This window comes from Bradyrhizobium sp. (assembly GCF_049691595.1).
GTDB lineage: Bacteria > Pseudomonadota > Alphaproteobacteria > Rhizobiales > Xanthobacteraceae > Bradyrhizobium.
This window is the reverse complement of sequence record NZ_JBAVNZ010000030.1, coordinates 20,239-40,425: the sequence shown is the minus strand read 5'-3', so window position 1 is coordinate 40,425 and position 20,187 is coordinate 20,239. Positions and strand designations below refer to the sequence as shown.

At 62.5% G+C, this 20,187-nt stretch carries 24 protein-coding genes and 1 pseudogene; 13 read left to right on the top strand and 12 right to left on the bottom strand.

What is annotated here, in order from left to right; all coding sequences use genetic code 11:
* The 3 genes and pseudogenes from WCE35_RS01330 to WCE35_RS01320 form a co-directional block, all read left to right on the top strand.
* Window positions 1-128 (top strand): annotated as a pseudogene (locus tag WCE35_RS01330) (S-(hydroxymethyl)glutathione dehydrogenase); the annotation flags it as partial.
* Between the two features lie 33 nt (window positions 129-161).
* Entirely contained in the window at window positions 162-725 is a 564-nt protein-coding gene (gene gfa, locus WCE35_RS01325) for an S-(hydroxymethyl)glutathione synthase (protein ID WP_424591541.1), read from the top strand.
* A gap of 631 nt (window positions 726-1,356) precedes the next feature.
* Window positions 1,357-2,040: a GntR family transcriptional regulator gene (locus WCE35_RS01320; protein WP_424591540.1), complete on the top strand. Its 684-nt coding sequence runs from the start codon at window positions 1,357-1,359 to the stop codon at window positions 2,038-2,040.
* 5 nt (window positions 2,041-2,045) lie between these two features.
* Here the strand turns inward: WCE35_RS01320 and WCE35_RS01315 are convergent, their stop codons facing one another.
* The 7 genes from WCE35_RS01315 to WCE35_RS01285 are packed head-to-tail and all read right to left on the bottom strand — an operon-like array spanning window position 2,046 to window position 8,199.
* Window positions 2,046-3,158: a Zn-dependent alcohol dehydrogenase gene (locus WCE35_RS01315; RefSeq protein WP_424591539.1), complete on the bottom strand. Its 1,113-nt coding sequence runs from the start codon at window positions 3,156-3,158 to the stop codon at window positions 2,046-2,048.
* On the bottom strand, window positions 3,158-3,466 hold the full coding sequence (locus tag WCE35_RS01310) for a DUF6166 domain-containing protein (RefSeq protein WP_424591538.1): 309 nt from the start codon (window positions 3,464-3,466) through the stop codon (window positions 3,158-3,160). The genes WCE35_RS01315 and WCE35_RS01310 overlap by 1 nt, the downstream gene beginning before the upstream one ends.
* A 39-nt stretch (window positions 3,467-3,505) precedes the next feature.
* Window positions 3,506-4,225: an ABC transporter ATP-binding protein gene (locus WCE35_RS01305; protein ID WP_424591537.1), complete on the bottom strand. Its 720-nt coding sequence runs from the start codon at window positions 4,223-4,225 to the stop codon at window positions 3,506-3,508.
* On the bottom strand, window positions 4,225-5,025 hold the full coding sequence (locus tag WCE35_RS01300) for an ABC transporter ATP-binding protein (RefSeq protein WP_424591536.1): 801 nt from the start codon (window positions 5,023-5,025) through the stop codon (window positions 4,225-4,227). The genes WCE35_RS01305 and WCE35_RS01300 overlap by 1 nt, the downstream gene beginning before the upstream one ends.
* Before the next feature lies 1 nt (window position 5,026).
* On the bottom strand, window positions 5,027-5,989 hold the full coding sequence (locus WCE35_RS01295; protein WP_424591542.1) for a branched-chain amino acid ABC transporter permease: 963 nt from the start codon (window positions 5,987-5,989) through the stop codon (window positions 5,027-5,029).
* Window positions 5,990-6,036: 47 nt separating this feature from the next.
* Entirely contained in the window at window positions 6,037-6,906 is an 870-nt protein-coding gene (locus WCE35_RS01290) for a branched-chain amino acid ABC transporter permease (protein ID WP_424591535.1), read from the bottom strand.
* A gap of 15 nt (window positions 6,907-6,921) precedes the next feature.
* Window positions 6,922-8,199 carry an ABC transporter substrate-binding protein gene (locus WCE35_RS01285; protein ID WP_424591534.1) on the bottom strand — a complete coding sequence of 426 codons (1,278 nt, stop codon included), beginning with the start codon at window positions 8,197-8,199 and terminating at the stop codon, window positions 6,922-6,924.
* A 201-nt stretch (window positions 8,200-8,400) separates the two neighbouring features.
* Here WCE35_RS01285 and WCE35_RS01280 point away from each other — a divergent pair, with 201 nt between their 5' ends.
* The 3 genes from WCE35_RS01280 to WCE35_RS01270 are packed head-to-tail and all read left to right on the top strand — an operon-like array spanning window position 8,401 to window position 9,876.
* Window positions 8,401-9,204: a sterol desaturase family protein gene (locus WCE35_RS01280; protein ID WP_424591533.1), complete on the top strand. Its 804-nt coding sequence runs from the start codon at window positions 8,401-8,403 to the stop codon at window positions 9,202-9,204.
* A gap of 44 nt (window positions 9,205-9,248) precedes the next feature.
* Window positions 9,249-9,647: a hypothetical protein gene (locus tag WCE35_RS01275; protein WP_424591532.1), complete on the top strand. Its 399-nt coding sequence runs from the start codon at window positions 9,249-9,251 to the stop codon at window positions 9,645-9,647.
* Between the two features lie 19 nt (window positions 9,648-9,666).
* Window positions 9,667-9,876 carry a hypothetical protein gene (locus WCE35_RS01270; RefSeq protein ID WP_424591531.1) on the top strand — a complete coding sequence of 70 codons (210 nt, stop codon included), beginning with the start codon at window positions 9,667-9,669 and terminating at the stop codon, window positions 9,874-9,876.
* 74 nt (window positions 9,877-9,950) lie between these two features.
* Here WCE35_RS01270 and WCE35_RS01265 read toward each other — a convergent pair whose 3' ends face one another.
* Window positions 9,951-10,784, bottom strand: a complete 834-nt coding sequence (locus tag WCE35_RS01265; RefSeq protein WP_424591530.1) for a phytanoyl-CoA dioxygenase family protein — start codon at window positions 10,782-10,784, stop codon at window positions 9,951-9,953.
* Window positions 10,785-11,175: 391 nt separating this feature from the next.
* Here WCE35_RS01265 and WCE35_RS01260 point away from each other — a divergent pair, with 391 nt between their 5' ends.
* The 3 genes from WCE35_RS01260 to WCE35_RS01250 are packed head-to-tail and all read left to right on the top strand — an operon-like array spanning window position 11,176 to window position 15,331.
* Window positions 11,176-12,480, top strand: coding sequence for a hypothetical protein (locus WCE35_RS01260; RefSeq protein ID WP_424591529.1), 1,305 nt, complete (start codon window positions 11,176-11,178; stop codon window positions 12,478-12,480).
* Between the two features lie 14 nt (window positions 12,481-12,494).
* The gene (locus WCE35_RS01255) at window positions 12,495-14,666 is read left to right on the top strand and encodes a hydantoinase/oxoprolinase family protein (protein ID WP_424591528.1); all 2,172 of its coding nucleotides are present in this window, start codon (window positions 12,495-12,497) and stop codon (window positions 14,664-14,666) included.
* A 2-nt stretch (window positions 14,667-14,668) separates the two neighbouring features.
* Window positions 14,669-15,331: a hypothetical protein gene (locus WCE35_RS01250; protein WP_424591527.1), complete on the top strand. Its 663-nt coding sequence runs from the start codon at window positions 14,669-14,671 to the stop codon at window positions 15,329-15,331.
* Window positions 15,332-15,381: 50 nt separating this feature from the next.
* Here the strand turns inward: WCE35_RS01250 and WCE35_RS01245 are convergent, their stop codons facing one another.
* Window positions 15,382-15,900, bottom strand: a complete 519-nt coding sequence (locus tag WCE35_RS01245; RefSeq protein ID WP_424591526.1) for a Spy/CpxP family protein refolding chaperone — start codon at window positions 15,898-15,900, stop codon at window positions 15,382-15,384.
* A gap of 65 nt (window positions 15,901-15,965) precedes the next feature.
* Entirely contained in the window at window positions 15,966-16,172 is a 207-nt protein-coding gene (locus WCE35_RS01240) for a YgaP family membrane protein (RefSeq protein WP_424591525.1), read from the bottom strand.
* 79 nt (window positions 16,173-16,251) lie between these two features.
* Between WCE35_RS01240 and WCE35_RS01235 the strand changes: the two genes are divergently transcribed.
* From WCE35_RS01235 to WCE35_RS01220, 4 genes are all read left to right on the top strand, one after another.
* Entirely contained in the window at window positions 16,252-16,521 is a 270-nt protein-coding gene (locus WCE35_RS01235) for a hypothetical protein (protein WP_424591524.1), read from the top strand.
* Window positions 16,522-16,643: 122 nt separating this feature from the next.
* Window positions 16,644-16,817: a LiaI-LiaF-like domain-containing protein gene (locus tag WCE35_RS01230; RefSeq protein ID WP_424591523.1), complete on the top strand. Its 174-nt coding sequence runs from the start codon at window positions 16,644-16,646 to the stop codon at window positions 16,815-16,817.
* Window positions 16,818-16,832: 15 nt separating this feature from the next.
* On the top strand, window positions 16,833-17,045 hold the full coding sequence (locus WCE35_RS01225; RefSeq protein WP_424591522.1) for an NAD(P)-binding protein: 213 nt from the start codon (window positions 16,833-16,835) through the stop codon (window positions 17,043-17,045).
* A gap of 88 nt (window positions 17,046-17,133) precedes the next feature.
* Window positions 17,134-17,622, top strand: coding sequence for a CDP-archaeol synthase (locus WCE35_RS01220; RefSeq protein ID WP_424591521.1), 489 nt, complete (start codon window positions 17,134-17,136; stop codon window positions 17,620-17,622).
* 7 nt (window positions 17,623-17,629) lie between these two features.
* Here the strand turns inward: WCE35_RS01220 and WCE35_RS01215 are convergent, their stop codons facing one another.
* Complete coding sequence (locus tag WCE35_RS01215) at window positions 17,630-18,568, bottom strand: metallophosphoesterase (protein ID WP_424591520.1); 939 nt, start codon at window positions 18,566-18,568, stop codon at window positions 17,630-17,632.
* 73 nt (window positions 18,569-18,641) lie between these two features.
* Window positions 18,642-19,859 (bottom strand): MFS transporter, encoded by a 1,218-nt coding sequence (locus tag WCE35_RS01210; protein WP_424591519.1) that lies wholly within the window; start codon window positions 19,857-19,859, stop codon window positions 18,642-18,644.
* Between the last annotated feature and the right edge of the window lie 328 nt (window positions 19,860-20,187).

Below are 20,187 nucleotides of genomic sequence, written 5' to 3'. Positions count from 1 at the left end.
ACTGGTACATGAACGGAAAGATCGAGATCGATCCGATGATCACCCACGTCCTCAAGCTGGAGGAGATCAACAAGGGATTCGATCTGATGCACGAAGGCAAGTCGATCCGCTCGGTCGTCGTTTTCTGAACCAAAAACGTCAAACACAAGGAGGATAGGCCTATGACTGTTAATATCCACCCATCGGTAGACAGCGGGGTCAAGAAGGGTTCAGGCAGCTTTGCCGGCGGAACCCTGGTCTGCAAATGCAAGGACAAGCCGGTCAAGGTCAGCGTCAAGGGCGATGTCGCTCACAACCATGCCTGCGGCTGCACCAAGTGCTGGAAGCCGGCCGGCGCGACGTTTTCCGTCGTCGCCGTGGTTCCGCGCGATAATCTGAAGGTGCTCGAAAACGGCGACAAGCTTCACATCATCGATGCTTCGGCGACGATCCAGCGACACGCCTGCAAGGTTTGTGGCACGCATATGTATGGCCGCATCGAGAACAAGGGGCATGCGTTCTACGGCCTCGACTTCATCCACCCCGAACTTTTCCAGGAAGCTGGCTCGGCGGCTCCGGGGTTTGCGGCGTTCGTGTCGTCGGTGATCGAGTCCGGCGCGAAACCCGAGGCGATGGGAGGAATCCGGTCTCGTCTCAAGGAACTCGGGCTGGAGCCCTATGACTGCCTGTCGCCGGCGCTGATGGATGCACTCGCCACCCATGCGGCGAAATCCAAAGCGGCTTGATCCGCCAATCGTGCGTCCGCCGGTGGTGGCAATCGCCACCGGCGGAGCGCCGCGACTCGCGGTGCGCTTGCGCGTCGTCAAACCGCGGTCATAGCGGTAGTTTCAGCGTGATAAGGCGGCCGGCATTCCATGGTTGGCGAAGGCGCGCCCGCCAGCCGCCAATCCACCTCGAGGCCTGCATCCCACCTCAAGGCCTGCATCGCGCGCGCCAGGCAAATTCCCTGCTGGCAGGAAGTCACAAAGGGACTTTCCGCGATTTCGGACCGCAGAGGGCCGGCCGCTTGCGCACGCATGGAATCGGCCGGCCAGCTGGTGACGCGGTCCTGATGCCGGCTGTTCCCGCGGTCCACTGGATCCCTACTGGACGCCATATCCCGGCAAGGTGACGCCAGCCCTATCGTCAGGCGCGCGGTGGCTTCGGCGCCAGGCCGGCAAGACTAATCCGGATTTTGATCGGGCCGCCTTTCGGATGTCGGGGCGCCGCGCATTCCCGTAACCCCGGTTTTGTCGAAACGATCCGGTCCCCCTGCGGTATCCCTGCGGTATTGCCTCATGATATATGGCCGATATACGCTTGGGATGAATGTATTGGGCCGAGTCAGCGATTGAACCGGCCTATGTGGGGAATGAGTTGACGCGAACGCCAACAAGACGCCGGTCCCGCACGGTCAAGACAAAGGAAGGGACGCTGACGGATCGCGCCTATCGCGAACTTGAAGAGATGATCGTTACGCTGCGATTGTCGCCGGGAACGGTATTGTCGGAGCAGGCTCTTGTCGTTCGTCTGAAAATCGGCCGGACCCCGATCCGGGAAGCCCTGCAACGGCTGGCGCGGGACGGACTGGTCGTCATCATGCCGCGACGCGGCATCATGGTCTCCGAGATCAATCTGAGACTGCAACTGCGGCTTCTCGAAGTTCGGCGCGTGCTGGAGCGGCTGATGGCGAGCCTCGCGGCGGAGCGCGCCACGCCGGAGGAACGCCGCGAATTCGCCGAGGTGGCGGAAGCCATGCTGGCGGCCGCCGCCAGGGCTGACGACATCGCCTTCATGCGGCTTGACCAACGCTTCAATATTCTGGTCGCGACTGCGGCACGAAACGAATTCGCCCGCCGCTCGATCGGGCTGATGAATGCGCTGTCGCGCCGGTTCTGGTATCAGCACTATCAGCAGGTCGCGGATCTGCCGCTCGCCGCCAAGCTGCACGCCGCGGTGGCACGGGCGATTTCACAGAGAAAGGCCAAGGCGGCGGCGACCGAGTCGGACCGCTTGATCGACTATATCGAGGATTTCGCGCGCAAGACGCTCGATGCGTGACGGCATCAATCGAATGTAATGACGCTGCGAATGACCCCTCCCCGCTTCAGCGCGGCGAAACCATCATTGATCCCCTCGAGCGTGATGCGGCGGGAGATCAGTTCGTCGAGCATCAGCGACCCTTCGAGATAGGCCCGGGCCAACCGCGGAAAATCCCGACGCGGGCGCGCGTTGCCATAGCTGACGCGGCGGATTCGTTTCTCCTGCATCAGCGATCCCCAGCGAAACGACACGTCCTTGTTCACGTCGATCTTGCCGAGCCAGATAACCTGGCCGCCGGGCCGAACCGCCTCGGCGGTAACCCGAAGAGCCGATGCGTGGCCGGCCGCCTCGATCACGACATCGGCTCCGCGGCCGCCGGTTTCGCGCTTCGCTGCCGCAATCACATCATCCTTCGACGCATCCACGCCCTGCGTGGCGCCGATTCGCGCGGCGAGCACAAGTTTGGCCGGATCGATATCGACTGCGATGATTGATCCCGCGCCCGCGAGCCGCGCGCCTTGCACCGCGGCGAGACCCACCGCGCCGCAACCGATCACCATCACGGTATCGCCGTGCGCGATCGCACCGAGATTGAGCGCGGCGCCCACGCCGGTCATGACGCCGCAACCGATCAGGCAGGCGCGGTCGAATGGAATCTCGTTCGGAACCGGGATCGCCTGCTGGTCGGCGACGACGCAATACTCGCCGAACGATCCCAGGAACATCAGCTGTTGAAGCGAACGGCCATCGGCCAGCCGGGCGCGCGTGCCGCCATCGAATGACACCCCCCTCGGCCCCTCGCCGAGATACTGCTCGCAAAGGATCGGCGCGTCGCGGTCGCAATAAAAGCAATGTCCGCAATGCGGATTCCATGACAGGACGACATGGTCGCCCGGCTTTACCCCGCGCGCGGCCGAGCCGACCCGCTCGACGGTGCCGGCGGCCTCGTGCCCAAGCACCATCGGCAGCGGATAGCGCAGCGATCCCTCGATCACTTCGAGATCGGTGTGGCAAAGTCCGGCGGCCCGAATCCGGACCAGCACGTCGCCGGGCTTCAAATCCGCCACCGTCACCGTTTCGATCGACAGCGGTGTTTGCGCCGCATGCAGCACCGCAGCGCGATACTGCAGGGCCATCAGGCGACCGCCTTGCCGGAAAGCGCGGCAAGAGCCGCTTCAATGTCAGCCGAAGTCATCTCCCATTCGTTGCCGAAATTCGCCACAACTTCGCGCATGAACGGCTCGACCGAGGCCTTTGCCCCGGCCCTGTCGCCGAGATGGTCGACCAGCAACGCCAGCGCGAGTTGGCGCGGCTCCGGACCTTCATAGCTCCACTCGAAGCCGTTCTTGCTGAACTCGATGACATCGGTGCAAGGATCAAGCGGCGCGCCATCGACGGTTACCTTGACGCCGTCGATGGTGCGGTCTCCCGCATAGCGCTTCATGTTACCCTCCCGCTTCGTTTCCCAAATCGCTGACCGTGATCACGGGACGACCTCGATCTGACCTGCGATCACGCGCATGACGTCGCGGTCCCGATAGGCCTGCGCCAGCGGGCCGGAGAACATCACTTCACCGCGCTCGATAACATAGAGGCGATCGACGTAATCCGGAATGTGGTGCACGTTCGATTCGGCGATCAGAACGCCCTTGCCCATCGCGCGGATCGAGGCAACGCCCTCCGCGATCGCCGGAATGATCGCCGGCGACAGACCCTCGAAAGGCTCGTCGAGCAGCAACAGCCTGGGGTCGAGCGTCAGCGCCCGGGCGATCGATACCATTTTGCGCTCGCCACCTGACAACTGCGCCCCTCCACGCCCAAGATACTGGCGAAGTTTTGGAAATACCGTGTAGGCTTCTTCGATCCGCACCCTGGCCGGCCGGCCGGAAGGCCGGGTCCAGGTCGAGAGTTCGACATTTTCTGCCACCGTGAGGTCGGCATAGACTTCCGATTCCTCCGGCGAGAATCCAATGCCCCGTTGTGCGATCTGCCATGTCGGAAGTCTGGCCAGATCAGCGCCCTCGAATGTGATCGCGCCCGACAGCGGGCGGCGGTATCCCATGATGCTGCGAAGCGTCGTGGTCTTGCCGGCGCCGTTGCGCCCGATCAGGCAGACAAGTTCGCCGGCCGCAACCGACAGGCTGATGCCGTTGAGAATGCGGCTGCCCTCGATGTCGACTTTCAGGTCCGCCAGCTTGAGCATCAATGCGGCTTTCTCTGGGTTTGCGGACGCGTTCCGGCCACCGCGGCGATCATGGCAGGATCCTTGAAGAATGCGTCGGGCGGCATGTCGGCCAGCACCGTACCTTCCTGCAGCGCGACGATGCGATGCGAATAGCGCTCGACCAGGTCCATGTCGTGCTCGACCTGGACGATGGCGCGCACCCCCGCGGCTTTCGCCGCCGCCACCAGAACTCCCATAATCGCATGCTTGTCGCCGGTCGAAACGCCGCTGGTCGGCTCGTCGAGAAGGATAACGACGGGATTGAGGGCGAACGCGCTGGCGATATCCAGCAATTTCTTCTCGCCCTGCGACAGCGCCAAAGCTACCGTTTCAAGCCGGGCGCGCAGGCCCAGGACTTCGGCGACCCGCTCGACGTCGGCCTGCAGCGCGTCATCGCGCCCGAGCGATCGAAACGGATTGCCGACCCGGCGCAAGCGGGACGCCACCGCGACAGCAAGCGTTTCCCTCACGGTCAGTGCCGGAAAGATGTTGACGAGCTGAAATGTGCGCGACATTCCAAGCCTTGCAAGCTCAACCGGGCCGATACCGGCGATATCGCGGCCCAGGAAGCGCACTGCTCCAGCCGTCGGCCGCAACAGGCCGGTGACCACATTGACAAGCGTGGTCTTGCCGGCGCCATTGGGCCCGACGATCGAGACAAATTCGCCGTCACTGACGCGGAACGACACATTGCTGATGGCCCTGAACACGCCGAACGACTTCGAGACATTGATGGTCTCGAACAGCGGGGCTGTATCGGCGGCGTGGTCGGGCTGCATCTCATCGCGCTCCATGGCGACGGTTGGCGAGAGCCTCGATCGTGCCCGACAGGCCCTGCGGCATGAAGACCACGAGAAGCACGAGCACGCCGCCCATCACAAAGCGCCAATATTGCGTGACTGACATCACGAAATCCTGCAGCACGACGAAGACCAGCGCGCCGATCGCCGGGCCGGCAAACGTGCCGCTGCCACCAAGAACCGCCATGAAGACGAGGTTGCCCGAATGGGTCCAGTAAGCCAATTCCGGATCGGCCAGTCCCGTGGTGACCGCCAGGATCGTTCCGCCGATACCGCCGTAAACCGCGGAAATGACGAACGCGGTCAGCCGCATCCGGAAAATCTCCACGCCGACATAGGCCGCCTTGCCGGCGTTCTCGCGTATCGCGCGCAGGTGCAGACCAAACGGCGACCGGGTGATCCGCCACATCGCCAGGGCCGACAGCGCAAACAGGACAAGCACATAATAGTAGAACGGGCCGGTCAGGAATGCGGTCTTGCCGCCACGCCACTCCATGCCGAGCAACAGCGGCCGCAGCACGCGCATGCCCTGATCGCCGCCGGTGATGCCGTAGAATTTGAACAGGAAGGAGTGAAACAGCATGCCGAAGGCCAGCGTCAGCATGCCGAAGAAAATTCTGGTGTAGCGGACGCATAGCGCACCGACGGCGAGGGAAACCAGCCCGGATAGCAGCGCCGCGGTCAGCAGCAGGGCTTCAAAGCTCAGCACGCCGTATTTCGAAGTCAGCGCCGCGGCGCTATAGGCCCCGACGCCGAGAAACAGCGCGTGGCCAAACGAAAGCAGGCCGGTGGTGCCGAACAGAAGATTGAACCCCAGAAGCGCGATGCCGTAGCCGACGAATGGCAGCATCAGCAGCAGCGCATAGGGCGAGGCGACCAGGGGCATCAGCGCCATGATGACGATCAGCCCGAGCAGAACCCACAATCCGCCTGGCCGCGGCATCATTCGCCGCGCCGCCGTCCCGGAGGCAATGTCGATTGACGGATGGCTCACGCGGCTGCCTTCCCGAACAGGCCGGCCGGCCTGAGAATCAGCACGACGACGACGACAAGATAGACCGACAACATCTCCAGCTCCGGCACCAGCGAAATTGCCGCCGCGCGCATCAGCCCTACGACCAGCGCGCCCGCCATCGCGCCGCGCATGCTGCCAAGGCCGCCGATCACGACCACGGCGAATGATTCCACCACGAGCTCAACTGCCATATCGAGCGATGCCGCGCCTGACGGCACCACCAGCGCGCCGCCGACCGTGCCCAGCATGCAGCCTACGGTAAAGACCAGCGCGAATATCCTCGAAGCGTTGACGCCGAGACCCTCGGTCATGTCGCGGTTTTCGGCAGTGGCGCGCACGATACGGCCGGTCCGTGTTCGCTCCAGAAACAGGCCGAGCCCCGCGGCGATGGCGAGACTGGCCGCGATCACCAGCAGGTTATAGGTCGGCACCCGGACCCCGAGAAAATGGGCGGTGCCATAGACCAGATAGACGTTATCCATGGTCCTTGGCGTCGCGCCCCACAGGAAGCGAAATACATCCTGGAACATCAGCAGGAAGCCGAAAGTGATCAGGAGCTGATAGCTCTCGTCGCGGCGATAGATCGTGCGCAGCACGCGCTCGATCGGCAAGCCCACCAGACCGATGGCAAGGCCGGCGACGATCAGTACCGGAAAGAACAAAAGCGGCGGCATGCCGAGCTTGATCGCAATGCCGACCGCGGTAATCCCGAAATACGCGCCCAATGCATAGAACGAACCGCAGGCCAGATTGACGATCTTCTGCACGCCGAACACGAGCTGAAGTCCGGCCGCCACAAGAAACAGCACCGCGGCGTGGAACGTCCCGCCGAGGACGACATCCATCAGTTCCGTCATACCTCAGACCGGCATCTTGGCGGTCTTGATCCACTCCCAGAAATCCGCGCCGGGCGGCTTCTGCAACTGTTCCGCCCGGTAGGTATCAATCGCGGCCAGCGTCGGGAAATCGTATTTGTTGGTGTTGGTGGAGGGGCCCTGATAGAAAACCTGCTCCGCAATCTTGTCCTTGCGGAAGCGCCCCTTGCCGCCGAGGCTCTCGACTTCGAGGCCGGGCATCGCTGCCGCCACCTGCTCGGGGGTCGGCCATTTGCCCGCCGCCTTCTGCGCCGCCTCGACGCCAGCCTTGTAGGTGGCAAGCGCAAAATACGCCCGGTCCGCCTCCCAATGCGGCGCTTCCTTGTAGCGGTCCATGTAATCGGCAACGAACGCTTTCTGCAGCGGCGATGCCTGCGGGTGATCGAAGTAAAGCGTGTTATGGCCGAAGATGATGCCTTCCGGCATGAACTCCTTCTTTAACTGATTGATTTGCCAGCCGGCCGCCGGCAATACCAGCCTGACGCCGTCGAACAGACCCGCCGCATGGCCCTGCTTCATGAACACGGGCAGATCGGCAAACAGCATCGAGGAGAAAATCAGGTCCGGCTTGGCGGCGTTGAGGGCCGCGATATGCGACGTCAGATCCATGGTCCCGACCTTCGGCCATTGTTCGGCGACGAACTCGGCTTCGACCCCAAACCGCGCCAGGATCTGCCTGAAGGCTTCCCAATTGTTGCGGCCGTAGGAATAGTCGGGATTGATGCCGGCCACCCGCTTGAACTTGCCCTTGAAATACTTGATCGCGAGCAGCGACCCCATCACCGCTTCGCATTCGTTATCGGTCGAGCGGAAGACGTATTTCGGACTTGGCATCGTTTCCTTGACGCCGTCCTGGGTGGTGCCATCCCACATCACGGTGAGCGCCTGCTCCTCCTCGGCGACCGGGGCGACGCCAAGACTGACCCCGGTCGAGATCAGGCCGTGGACGGCTTCGACCTTCTCCTGCAGGATCAGGCGCCGGAAACGCTCGATCGTATCCTTCGGGTTGGTTTCCTCCTCGAACACCAGCTCGAACTTGCGACCGGCGATGCCGCCGTCCTTGTTCATACGCTCGGCAGCCCATTGCACCGAGCGAATTCCGCATTCGCCCGCCGTGCCGGCCGCGCCGGAGCGCGGCGCGATGATTCCGATCCGCAGCGGCTTGTCCTGCGCCAAAGCCGGTGAAAATATTCGGGGGGGCGCCGTCGCGGCCAGAATGCCGGTAGCTGCAAGCTTGGAAAAATCGCGACGCGTGAGCTTCATCGGTGCCTCCCGTCAATGTTGCGCGTCTGTCGCGCGCTATTGGCATATGATAAATATATCAGCGACTTCGCATCAAGCGGTTTCTTCGGGCAACGCCCCCTGGGAGGCCGCATGAAAGTCGCTTGCCGGCCTGATAGGCTGGTAATATATTAGATGATAATCTGGCGACAGATCAACCTTGCGACAGACGGAGACGGCGCGATGGAATTATCGGCAAGTCCGATGACGGAGCGGCAGCGGAACTACCGGGCGACCTACCGCCACCGCATCGCAGGATGGTACAATGGCTGGCTGCATGCCTTCGTCATCTATCTGATCGGGTTCACGGCGCTGTCGGTGTATTTTGCCAATGTCGGCGACCTGCGCTGGTGGGAGCTCACGATCGTGCCCGTGACTTTCCTTTGCGCAAATTTCTTCGAATGGTGGATTCATCGTTTCGTGATGCACCGCCCGTCGCAGCTGAAGGCATTTCGTGCGATCTATAATCGCCATACGCTGATGCATCACCAGTTCTTCACCGAGCAGGAGATGCGCTTCGCCGACCATCACGACTGGCGCGTGACTTTCTTCCCGCCTTATGCGCTCGTCACCTTCACCATGATGTCGATCCCGCCGGCTCTGGTGTTTGGCTGGCTGGTCTCGCCGAATGTCGGCTGGCTGCTGATCTCGACCACGACGTCGATGTATCTGATCTACGAATTCATGCACTTTTGCTGTCACGTCGATGAGAACCGGTTCGTGCGCAATGTCCCCTTCGTCAACACCATCCGGCGTCATCACACCGCCCATCACAATCAGTCGATCATGATGGAGCGCAACATGAACCTGACGTTTCCGATCATGGATTGGCTGCTCGGCACCTCGGATCTGGATCGCGGGCTGATCGGCCACCTGCTGAACGGCTACGACACCCGCTTCGTCAAGGCCAACATGCGCAGGACCTCGCGCACGCCGAGGCCCGAAATGGCACGGTCCTCGACCGGCTTTGCCGCGCCCGCCGAATAATCGCGCGCCGCTCGTTCGTCAGGCATGCGAGCCGAGGAGGACCGATGGAGGCAATCGAACCGCACTGGATTTCCCTGCTCTGGTTTGCCGTGTTCGCGACGATCTGCACGCTCGCCTTCCTGGTCGTGGCCGGCATGTTTCCGCTCCGCTCGCGCCCGGACCAGGCGCGAACCGGCGCGGCGACCGTGCTGATCGTCGGCAACGCCCTGTTGCTGTCGGCGCTTCTGGCGGGCACGGGAGCTTACGGTTACGCCGAACTGAGATGGAGCAGTTTGATTGTCGTGACCGGCCTCGTCGTGCTGTTTGCGCCCGGGCTCTTCGAAGTCTGGCCATCGTCGCTTCGCGACGGAAACACCGGACTTGCGCTGTTGGTTGGCGTTCAGGTGGTGGCGCTCGCCGCGCTGGCCAAGGTTGCCGGACCGTTCTGGGCCGCCATGTCGTGACGATCGAGAGGATGCGGAGATGCCGGTAAGGATCAAGCTCGGACTTTCACTGCTGGTCGTTCTGGTAGCGGCGGTTGCGGCCTACTATCAGCACGTCCTTGGCCACGACCGCATCCAGTACGTCGTTGCTTTCCTCGGATTCTTCATGATTTTCGCGATGTGGCTGTTTCCCGAAGTCAAGCGCGACGAATCCGCCGGCGGTGTTCGGCGCGACGCCTCACCGCGTTAGGACCATCGCGCCGGACCGCGTGACCCCGTTGCCGGCCATGACACGGACAACGGTTGTAGTCGGCCCGTATCGGGTCAGGCACGATAGGCGGTCTTGCCTGTGCCGCGATAGAGCACCCGCACCTGCTCTTCCGAAACCGCCTTGTGGAAGGCCAGCGCCTCCGGCTCAAGGTCGCGCTTCGGCACATATTCGGGCTGAAAGTGGCCATAAGCGTCCTTGCCGCGCACCAGCGTCGCCCAATCCCTTTGACCGACGGCCTGCTTGAGATGGGTCGGGATGTAGCGGATGGCGAGGCCGATGCGGCGGTCATCGGAGCGGTTCGGCTCCGACCCGTGGAACAGCAGCACGTGATGCAGCGAAGCCTGACCCGGCTTCAACTCGACAAAGACCGCTTTTGACTCGTCGACCTTGACCGCGACCTCCTGGCCTCGCGTCAGCAAATTGTTCTGGTCGAAGGTGTCCTCGTGCCGGACCTGCTGCTGGTGGGTTCCGGCGATGAACTTCATGCAGCCGGAAACCCTGTTGGCCGGCGACATCGCGATCCAGGCGGTGGCGACGTCGGACTTGTCGAGGCCCCAATAGGTGGCATCCTGGTGCCAGGAAACGAAGCCCGGGTCATGCGGCTCCTTGATGAAGAAGCTGGTATTCCAGCACAGGATATTCGGCCCGAGCAGATCCTCGATCGCATCCAGGATCCTGGGGTGACGGATCATCTGGTTGATCCAGGTGAAAAGCACGTGGCTGCGATGGCGCATCTCACCCTTGATCGGGCCACCGGTCTCGGCTTCATAGTCTTCCAGCTTGCGGCGAAAGCCGGCGACTTCACTCTCGCTCAAGGCATCGATCGGGAAGTGATAGCCGCGCTGGCGATAGTTCTCAACCTCGCCTTCGCTCAGCAATTTCGTCATCGGTCTTCCCCCGGGTATTCTTTCCTTCACGCGGCAGCAAGCGCTCGATCGAAAGTGAGCCTCCCGTTTGGCCCTGTCAAGAAGCGGGGCTCGCGCGGCAGGACCGCGATTCCGGGAGGGCACTCGCATCGTACCGCGCCACACTGCGACACCGCTTCACCGCATCCGGGAAGCGGCCACGCTTGCCGGCCGACGCAAACCCTGGGTGAGGGACACGCCAAAGCCAAAACTGATTCTCCTGCTGCGCTGCAGCAGCCCTATCGCGAAGCAAGGCCGAACGCATGACTGTCACACTGTCCCGCCGGTCTCGCCAGCGGCAAACTCTTGTGCCAGATTGATCCGGCCAAAGGCTGCATTTGAACATGCCTGCGCTGGGACGAGGGGGAATTCAATGACAACAGAGCTCGCGACGGGTCTCGGACTGATGATCGCGTTTCTCGCAGTGGTCGTGATGATCATTCGCGGTCAGAGTCCGATCATCATGCTGCTGGTGCTTGCCGTCCTTTGGGCGGCCATCGCCGGTATCGGCGTCGAGGACATCCAGAAGAAAATCATCCAGGGCGGCGGGGTTCAATATGCCAGCGCCGTCATCATCATTGTGTTCGGCGCCTGGTTCGCACAGGTGCTGATTCAGACCGGCATCGCGGAAAGCGTGATCCGTTCCGCGGTCGAGCTTGCCGGGGACCGGCCGCTGGCGACCGCGATGACCGTCACGCTGGTGACCGCTCTTCTGTTCACGTCCATGTATGGCGTCGGTGCCGCCATCGCGATCGGCGTCATCGCGCTGCCGATCATGATGAGCCAGGGCATTCCGCCGAATGTCGCCGCACCGGTATTCACGATGGGGATAGGCGCTGGCACCTTCGTCAACCTCGTTCAATTCGGAACGTTTCAAAAGCTGTTTCCAGGCATCAAATACGAGGGCGCGCACCTGACCTACTGGATTGTCGGGATGTGCGTCTACATCCTGGCGGCCTGGCTGCTGGCAGCCTTCTACCTGCGCAGCAATGGCGCACGCCGGCTGGCCTCCATCGACCTCGCCGACGGCGGCGCGGCCCCGGTTCGCAAACGGACGCCCTACTACACCTATATCGTGCCGATCTTTCCGGTGATCATGATCATGGTTCTCAAATGGGAGATCATTCCGACCTTCATCGTCTCGATCCTGCTCGCGCTGGGGCTGACGTGGAAGGATCGCACCCTGCAGGGCCATCTCAATCTGTTCAACAAGACGTTCTCCGATGCGTTCCCCGACATCGCGACCATCGCCGCATTGTGGACGATCTGCGGCATGATCATCGTCGCGGGCCAGACTCCCGAGGTGGCGGGCGCCCTGAAACCGCTGTTCGCGCCGGTCCTGCCGCACACGCCGTTACAGGCCGCGATATTTTTCGGCGTGCTCGGCGGCGTGGCAAGCATCTATCGCGGGCCGCTGGTCGTGATCGGCACCGGCGCGGCATTGCTTGCCATCATCCTCGCCAACAAGGACATACCGATCCCGTATCTCTATTCGATCTGGCTCGCGCCGACCGTGCTGCAAGGGAGCATGGATCCGACCAACTCCTGGACGCTTTGGACCATCGGGCATACCAAAGTCAGCCACGGGCTGTTCCTGCGCACCGCCCTGCCCTTTGGTTGCCTGATGATCGCGGTCAACTCGTTGATCTGCTACCTGATGTTGGGCTCGCTGCAGTAGAGGATAGAGAGACGATGACGGAGCCTCTTGCGTCGAGCCGCGCCTATCGAATTGGTATCGACGTCGGAGGAACTTTCACCAAGGCCGTGCTGATCGACAATGCGACCCACGAGGTCGTGGGACGCTTCTCGGTATTGACCACGCATTCCGACCCGCGCGGCGTGGCAAGGGGCGTGGTCGACGTATTCCGCAACGTCCTCGAGCAGTCGGGCGTGGATCCCAAGGAGGTCATTTTCCTCGCCCACTCGACCACCCAGGCTACCAATGCACTGCTCGAGGGCGATGTCGCGAGCGTCGGCGTGATCGGCATGTCAACCCGCCTGGAATCGCTGCTGGCAAAAAGCCAAAGCGCCATGAAGCCGATCGAACTCGCCCCCGGCCGCCACATGAGGCCGGCAAACCGGTTCCTCATGAAGGAGACGCTGACCGACGGCGGCATCAGGAAAGCCATCGACGAACTCAGGGCGGAAGGCGCCAAGGTTATCGTCGCCAGTTCCGCCTTCGGGGTCGACGACAACGAAGCCGAGGAGACGGTTCGCCGTCTCGTAGTCGAGGCGGGACTTGCCGCGACCTGCGGCAACGACATCACCAAGCTCTACGGTCTAACCACCCGGACCCGCACCGCCGTCATCAACGCCAGTATCCTGCCGAAAATGATCGACACCGCTCTCATGACCGAGGCGAGCGTTCGCGAGGCCGGCATTCAGGCGCCGCTGATGATCATGCGCGGCGACGGCGGCGTCATGAATATTGCCGAGATGCGCCGCCGCCCGGTCATGACGATGCTGTCGGGTCCGGCCGCAAGCGTCGCAGGCGCGCTGATGTACCTGCGGGTTTCCGACGGCATCTACTTCGAGGTCGGCGGCACCAGCACCAACATCGGCGTCATCCGCAACGGGCGGCCGACGGTCAAATACGCGCGCGTCGGCGGCCACGAAACCTATGTCAGCTCGCTCGATGTCCGTGTCATCGGCATCGCCGGCGGCAGCATGGTTCGCGCCCGCGATCACAAGCTCGTCGACGTCGGCCCGCGCAGCGCCCACATCGCCGGCCTTCCCTACGCCGCCTTTGCGCGGCCGGAAGATATCGCCGAACCCAGGATCGAATTCTTCCAGCCCAAAGCTGACGATCCCGCCGACTATGTTGCCGTGCGCGCCGCCAACGGCATCCGCTATGCCATCACCAACACCTGCGCGGCCAACGTTCTGGGTTACGCCAGGCCCGGACTGCACGCCTACGGCAACCCGGAGGCGGCGCGGCGCGCTATCGCTGCGCTCGCCGAATTCATCGGCAAGTCCATCGAGGATACGGCGCGCGCGATTCTCGATATCGCGACCGACAAGGTCATCCCCGTGGTCGAGGATCTGATCGCGGAATACCGGCTCGACCGCGATCAGGCCGTGCTGGTCGGCGAGGGCGGCGGCGCCGCGGCCTTGATCCCGCACGCTTCCAGCCGCACCGGTCTCCACCACGAAATCTCCAGGGACGCGGAAGTGATCTCCTCGATCGGCGTTGCGCTCGCGCTGGTGCGCGATGTGGTGGAGCGCGTGATACCCAACCCGCAGCCCGAGGACCTGAAGCGAATCCGTCGCGAGGCATTCGAAGCCGCGGTCAAGCTTGGCGCCGCGCCCGACCATGTCGAAGTGACGATCGAGGTCGATCAGCATACCCATCGGGTTCGCGCCATCGCGATTGGCGCTTCGGAAATGCGCGCCCGCCAGCGCCGGGACGAGGTCGGCGAGAGCGAGGCCCGGGAAATAGCGGCGAAGGCGATGGGCGTAAATCCGGAGCGCGTGACGCTTGCCGCCGCCACGCCGAGAATGCGGGTTTTCCAGGGTGAGGTGGAAGAGCGATCCTGGGGATTTTTCAGGAAGCGCCGCAGCCCGGTTCGAGCGATCGATCTCGATGGCGTGATCCGCGTGCAGCGCAGCCATGGTGTCGTCCGCCCGGTCTCGGCGGCGACTGCGCTCGATGGCCTGCGGCGACTGTGGGAAGACACGACGATCTATAACGGCGACAGCACCATCACCCCGGATATTTTCGTGATCGTCGGCGGTCAATTGATCGACCTGTCGGGCGTCAACTCGATCGATCAGGCCGCCGCCGTGACCCGAAGCGAGCTGGACGGGCTCACCAGTGATACCTCCATCGCGCTGATCGGGATTCCTCCATCGCGTGGGCTGTAATCATGCCGCACGGGTCGACCGAGATGCCCTGGCTCGAGCAGATCATGGCCGCCTCGCCCGAAACGCTCGGGCTCGTGATGCTTGAGGCCGACCCGCACGGCTGGCGCCTGGATCGCAGCGAACGGTTGGCTGCCGTTGCCGATGCGCTGGGGGATGGAGCAGCAGCAGCCGGGAATTTGCGAGCGCAATTTCCCGGCCTCACACCACGGGAGATCGCCCACGCGCTCGGGTTGCCGATCCATTCGACGGACGACGATCCATTGGTCGGCTCGCTCTGGCGGTTTGCCGAATACCAGCCGCGGCCGTCGCGCATTTTGCTTTACTCCCGCGGCCTCGCCCCGCTGGATCGCATGCTTGTCGATCCTTTGGCTGCGCGGCTGCTTGGACCGGCAACCCTGCAAGACGCCTTTATTGCCCATGAATTGTTCCATCACATGGAAGCAACGAGATCGACTCCGCCAATTGCACGGCGCTATCGGCCGACATTGTTTCGAGTAGGCGGCTGGCATTGGCGCACCGGCATTGCGGCGCTTTCCGAGATCGCGGCCGGGGCATTTGCACAGTCGCTGCTCGGCCTGCCCTGTTACCCGAGAGTACTCGACCTCGTTGCGCGCGACACCGTCGCCTCAAGCGCTGCCGCGAGCCGTTCCCGCGACGCCATGTAGATCGAAGCTTGCTCCGGCCGCGGTCTTCTGCAAACGCGCCTCGCCCTGCTCTACCAGTGATCGCGCCAGCGCCAGAACCGGTCCCGACCGTAGTTTGAATTGAGCCGGGCTTTTTGCTCGTCGCTCAGCGACGCGTAGAAATCCTCCAGCGCTGGCCGCATGATCCGGATCGCTTGCAGCATCGTGTCCATGCGTTTTTCCATGGCTTCGGTTCGACCTATGATGGTCGGGGGAACATCGACCAGGCATGCATTGCGCATGAGCTCAGCCGACTTGATCGAGGCCGCCTTGAATTCATCAAACTTGGTGCGCTGTGCGTCGGTTGGTTTGACCAGTTCCGCGAGCCGGTCGGCGCGCCACTCCGCAAAGCCGCTTGCGGCCGGATTGCATGCGCCGCCGAAACCGCGGCGGCCCATCATCCAGGGCCCCATCATGCCTGGACCTGTCATCATGCCCGGACCCATGACTCCCGACCCTGGACCGTAAGGCTGTGCGGCGGCCGTCGCCAGCAGTGCGGCGGCTCCCAAAGCCAAGGAAACGATCAGCACCGTCTTGAACCTGGCAGCCATGGCACTTTCTCCGGTCTGAGAGATCGAGGCCCCGCGCGCCCGCGCTCGATTGAACAGCGGTCCCGTCAGCTCTGTTCGGCAGGACAGGTGGACATGCCAAACAGCGCGTAACCGGGACAATATCCGAAGGCGCCAGTCAGCAGAGGCACGACGCCAATCCAGCCGACCCAGTTCCAGTCAGTCTGGGGGAAGCCAATGGGAATGGCGAAGGCGATGAGAACAAGCCCCGCCACGATCCGTACGATCCGATCGAGCGATCCAACGTTGCTCATGATGCTGCCCTTTCAACAATCGCGGATTAGGAAACGCCTCCAACGCTAACAAAGTACCCAGTCATGCATGACAAGGTCGTTGACGTGGGTCAAATCAGCAGCAGGCAATCCCGAAAAAGATGAAATCAAATTCCCAGCCGGCGCTTCGGGCTTGGTCGCATTGGCGGAAGCCGCCAATCGGCCTTCCAATGTGCAGCCCTTGAATTTCCGCTTGGCCGAAGCAGCAACCGTGATTCCCCGATGCACTTCCGTCAATCACGCCATCGGTGAAGGCGAGCATTCGCTCGGTGCGATAAATTCCCTATTCAGCGGCTTGAGCCATCTGATCCGTTACCCGAGCGAAATATGACAGGGACATTTCCCATTCTTGATAAGTATTTCAGCCGGATTTCTCCCCTCTTCGCTTGAGGTAAGTCAAAGCGTCCTGCCGGCAGCACATCGATAGTGAGGGACGCATTTGTGGAGGCGAATATGCGTTTGCATATCGGTGCGGCGATCCTGATCCTGCTGGGTGCTGTTTTTCTTCTGATCAATCTCGATATCGCGCCCGCCGAAGAACTGAAACGGCTGCTGGCGCAATGGTGGCCTTTGTTGCTGATCGCGGTTGGCGTAGTGGCGATCACGCGGCCTCGCCGCGCGCGGTAACGACGGGCTCGATCGATGTCCCGAAGCTTCGACGCCATCGTTATCGGATCCGGGCTGGGCGGCCTGACCGCGGCGACGCTGTTTGCCCGCGCTGGCCACGGGGTTCCGGTGCTTGAGCGCAACCAGAGTTTCGGCGGGGCCGCCTTGTACCTTGCCTCGGCCTTCACCGGCGACGGTTTCACCGGCGCGATCATGGGCGGAGGTTGGGCCGCCCGCGCGCTGGATTGAGGACCTGCGCAAGCGCGGCGGTCGCGGCGACTGACTGTCTCAACGAGGATCCGATGTTTGATAATCAGCGCGTTGGTTGATCTTTCAGATGCAGATGTTTCCAATCCTGCAAGCATTGATTTTGCTGACGCTGGCCAACGGCACGCCGGTCATCGCCAAGAAGATTCTTGGACGGTCCTTTGCCCTTCCGCTGGATGCCGGCATCACATTCTTCGATGGCCGACCGCTGTTCGGACCATCGAAGACGATCCGCGGGATTGTGCTCTCCATTCTGGTCACGACCGCGGGCGCGCCGCTGATCGGCCTGGATTTTGGCGTCGGCGCGATCGCCGCGGCGACCGCCATGGCGGGTGATCTCTGCTCCAGTTTCGCAAAACGCCGCCTGAATTTCCCGTCAAGCAGCCAGGCGCTTGGCCTCGATCAATTGCCGGAATCCCTGCTGCCGCTGCTGGCATGCCGTACCGCACTCTCGCTGACGGCCATCGACATCGCCCTTGGCGTCGGGATATTTTTTGTCGGCGAGATCGTGTTATCCCGGATTCTCTACCGCGCCCATCTGCGGGATGAGCCATATTGACCGACCGTCAGTCGCGCCGAAGGTGATGCAGGGTTATTTCGGGAGGACAGTTGAAGCGCACGGCGACGATGCTCGATCCCGCCCCTACGGACGTATAGCCGATCATGTTGTGATATTGCCAGGCGCCGGACCCCATGCGCCGCGGCAACACGGAATCGAGCGTGATCGGGATCGAGCCCGGCAAACAGATCTGGCCGCCATGGGTGTGTCCGCCCAGCAGAAGATTGAAATCGGCATGGGCTGCCTGGCGATAGATTTCGGGCGTGTGCGACAACAATATGGAAAACTCGCCATCGGGGATCTGCGACGCGGCCTTTTCGATGTTGTCCACCCTGAAGAAATGCGCGTCATCGATTCCAGCGATGTAAATCCGCTGGCCTTCGCGCGTGATCGCCGCGCTTTCGTTAAGCAGCATCCGGATTCCCATGGCCTCGAGCCCGGGAACCATCTGGATGGTATCGTGGTTGCCGAGCACCCCGTAAACCGGCCCTTGCAGATGCGCGCGGACCCGCGAAACCCCATCCAGCGTGGCCTCGAAAGGTCCGAACGTCTTGCCGCGAAAATCGCCGGTCAGAACACACACGTCATACCGCAGGCCAGCAACCAGCTCGACCAGGCGGCCCATGGCCGCCTCATTCATGTCAACATGCATATCGCTGATGTGGAGAAGGGTGAAGCCATCGAACAAGGGCGGCAATTCCCTGAACCAGACGTCATTGTGCCTGACTGTAACGCGTTGCGCATTCCTTCTTCCCCGCCGATAGAGACCGGCGAGCTTGAGCGTGTTTCGGATCACTGAATGGACCGAATACCAGTTCTCGATGTGAAAGAAAGTCAGGCCCTGGCCGAACGCCTGCGCCTCGTGGTCGGCCTCGATCCCCAGCCGCTGCCTGGCATGCACGCGTCCGAGACGTTGCTCCAGTTTCGCCAAGAGGTCCTCATGCATCGGAAAACATTCCCGGGATTTGCCGATCGCGCGCGATCGGCTTTCGGCTCGGCGTGGCATTGGCGGGACGATATCAGCCGGCTGGTCTCGTCGCTGCCTTCATGGCGACCAATATCATGACGACCGCAAAGCCCGAAAAGACCGCGCCGGCGAGAAACGTCGACGTCGATCCGAAGGCCTGCCACAGCCAGCCGGCAAGGACGCTCGCGATCAACAGCGCGCTGCCGGTCAAAAGATTGAACAGGCCGAAGGCCGTGCCGCGCAGATCTTCAGGGGCGGTATCGGCCACCAGCGCCGACAGCAGCCCCTGCGAAAAGCCGAGATGGAGGCCCCAGAGGCCGACGCCGACGAATACGCCGGCAAGACCGGGAGCCAGGGCCAGCGTGAGATCGGCGACGAACAGCGCGCCCAGTCCGCACGACAGCAACTTCTCCCTTCCGATCCGGTCCGAGAGAATCCCGGCCGGCGTCGCCGTCACCGCATAGATCAGGTTCATCCAGACGAACACCAACGGGATCAAGGCCAATGCAAGTCCTTCGGCCTGTGCCTTCAACACCAGAAAGGCCTGGCTGAAGCGCGCCAGGGTAAACACCACGCCAACCGCGACCGCCATCCAGAATGCCGGGGACAGCCGCCCGAGTTCCTCCTTGTGGATCGGCAAGCCGCGCGTCGCGGTTCCCCTGACGCCATCCGGCTCCTTGACGCCGGTAACGACCAGCAACACGGCAAGCGCGGCCGGAACCGCCGCCCACCAGAACACGGCGCGGAAGTCGTTGGCATAAAGCGCCATCAGCGCCATCGCCAGCAATGGCCCGGCAAACGCTCCCGCCGTGTCGAGCGCCTGCCGGATGCCGTAGCCGGCACCGCGGATCGCGGAAGACGTGACGTCGGCGATCAGCGCGTCGCGCGGCGCGTCGCGGATGCCCTTGCCCAGGCGATCGACAAACCGCGCGGCCAGGACTTCCCACGCCGTGCCGGCGAGCGGAAACACCGGTTTGGTGACGGCAGACAGTCCATAACCGAGGCCGACCAGAAGCTTGCGCTTGCCGATGCGGTCGGAAAGCGCGCCGGAAAACACCTTGGCGATCGCCGCGGTGGCCTCGGCGACGCCCTCGATCAGGCCGACGACCGCCGTACCAGCGCCGACCACGGTGACGAGAAACAGGGGCAGCAGGCTATGAATGAGTTCGGACGATACGTCCATCAACAAGGAGACAAACCCGAGCGCCCAGACGCTTTTCGGCACGTCGCGCCACGTCATCGACGATGCTTCTTCGGCTTCGGAACTCATTATCAAAATCTATCCAGCCGTGAGACACCGATGTTGCGTTAAGTCAACATGTTGAGGCAATGGCGGGAAACCCAAGACGTTCATCAGATGTGAGACCGGGCTGCGTCGATTGACCTGAATCAACCGGCAATGCCGCAGCTGCCATAGAAAAATGGTCTTGGCCCGGTCGATCATTCTCTTGAGGACGTGAGGACGGAACCATGCCAGCCCACTTCCGTTACCACCTGGATCAGCGATCACAGGTTCGGGCATGGAAGCCGCAACGGGTGAACGCATCAATGCCTGACACTCCGCCGCGACCACCTCGGCTGTAATTCATCATGGATAT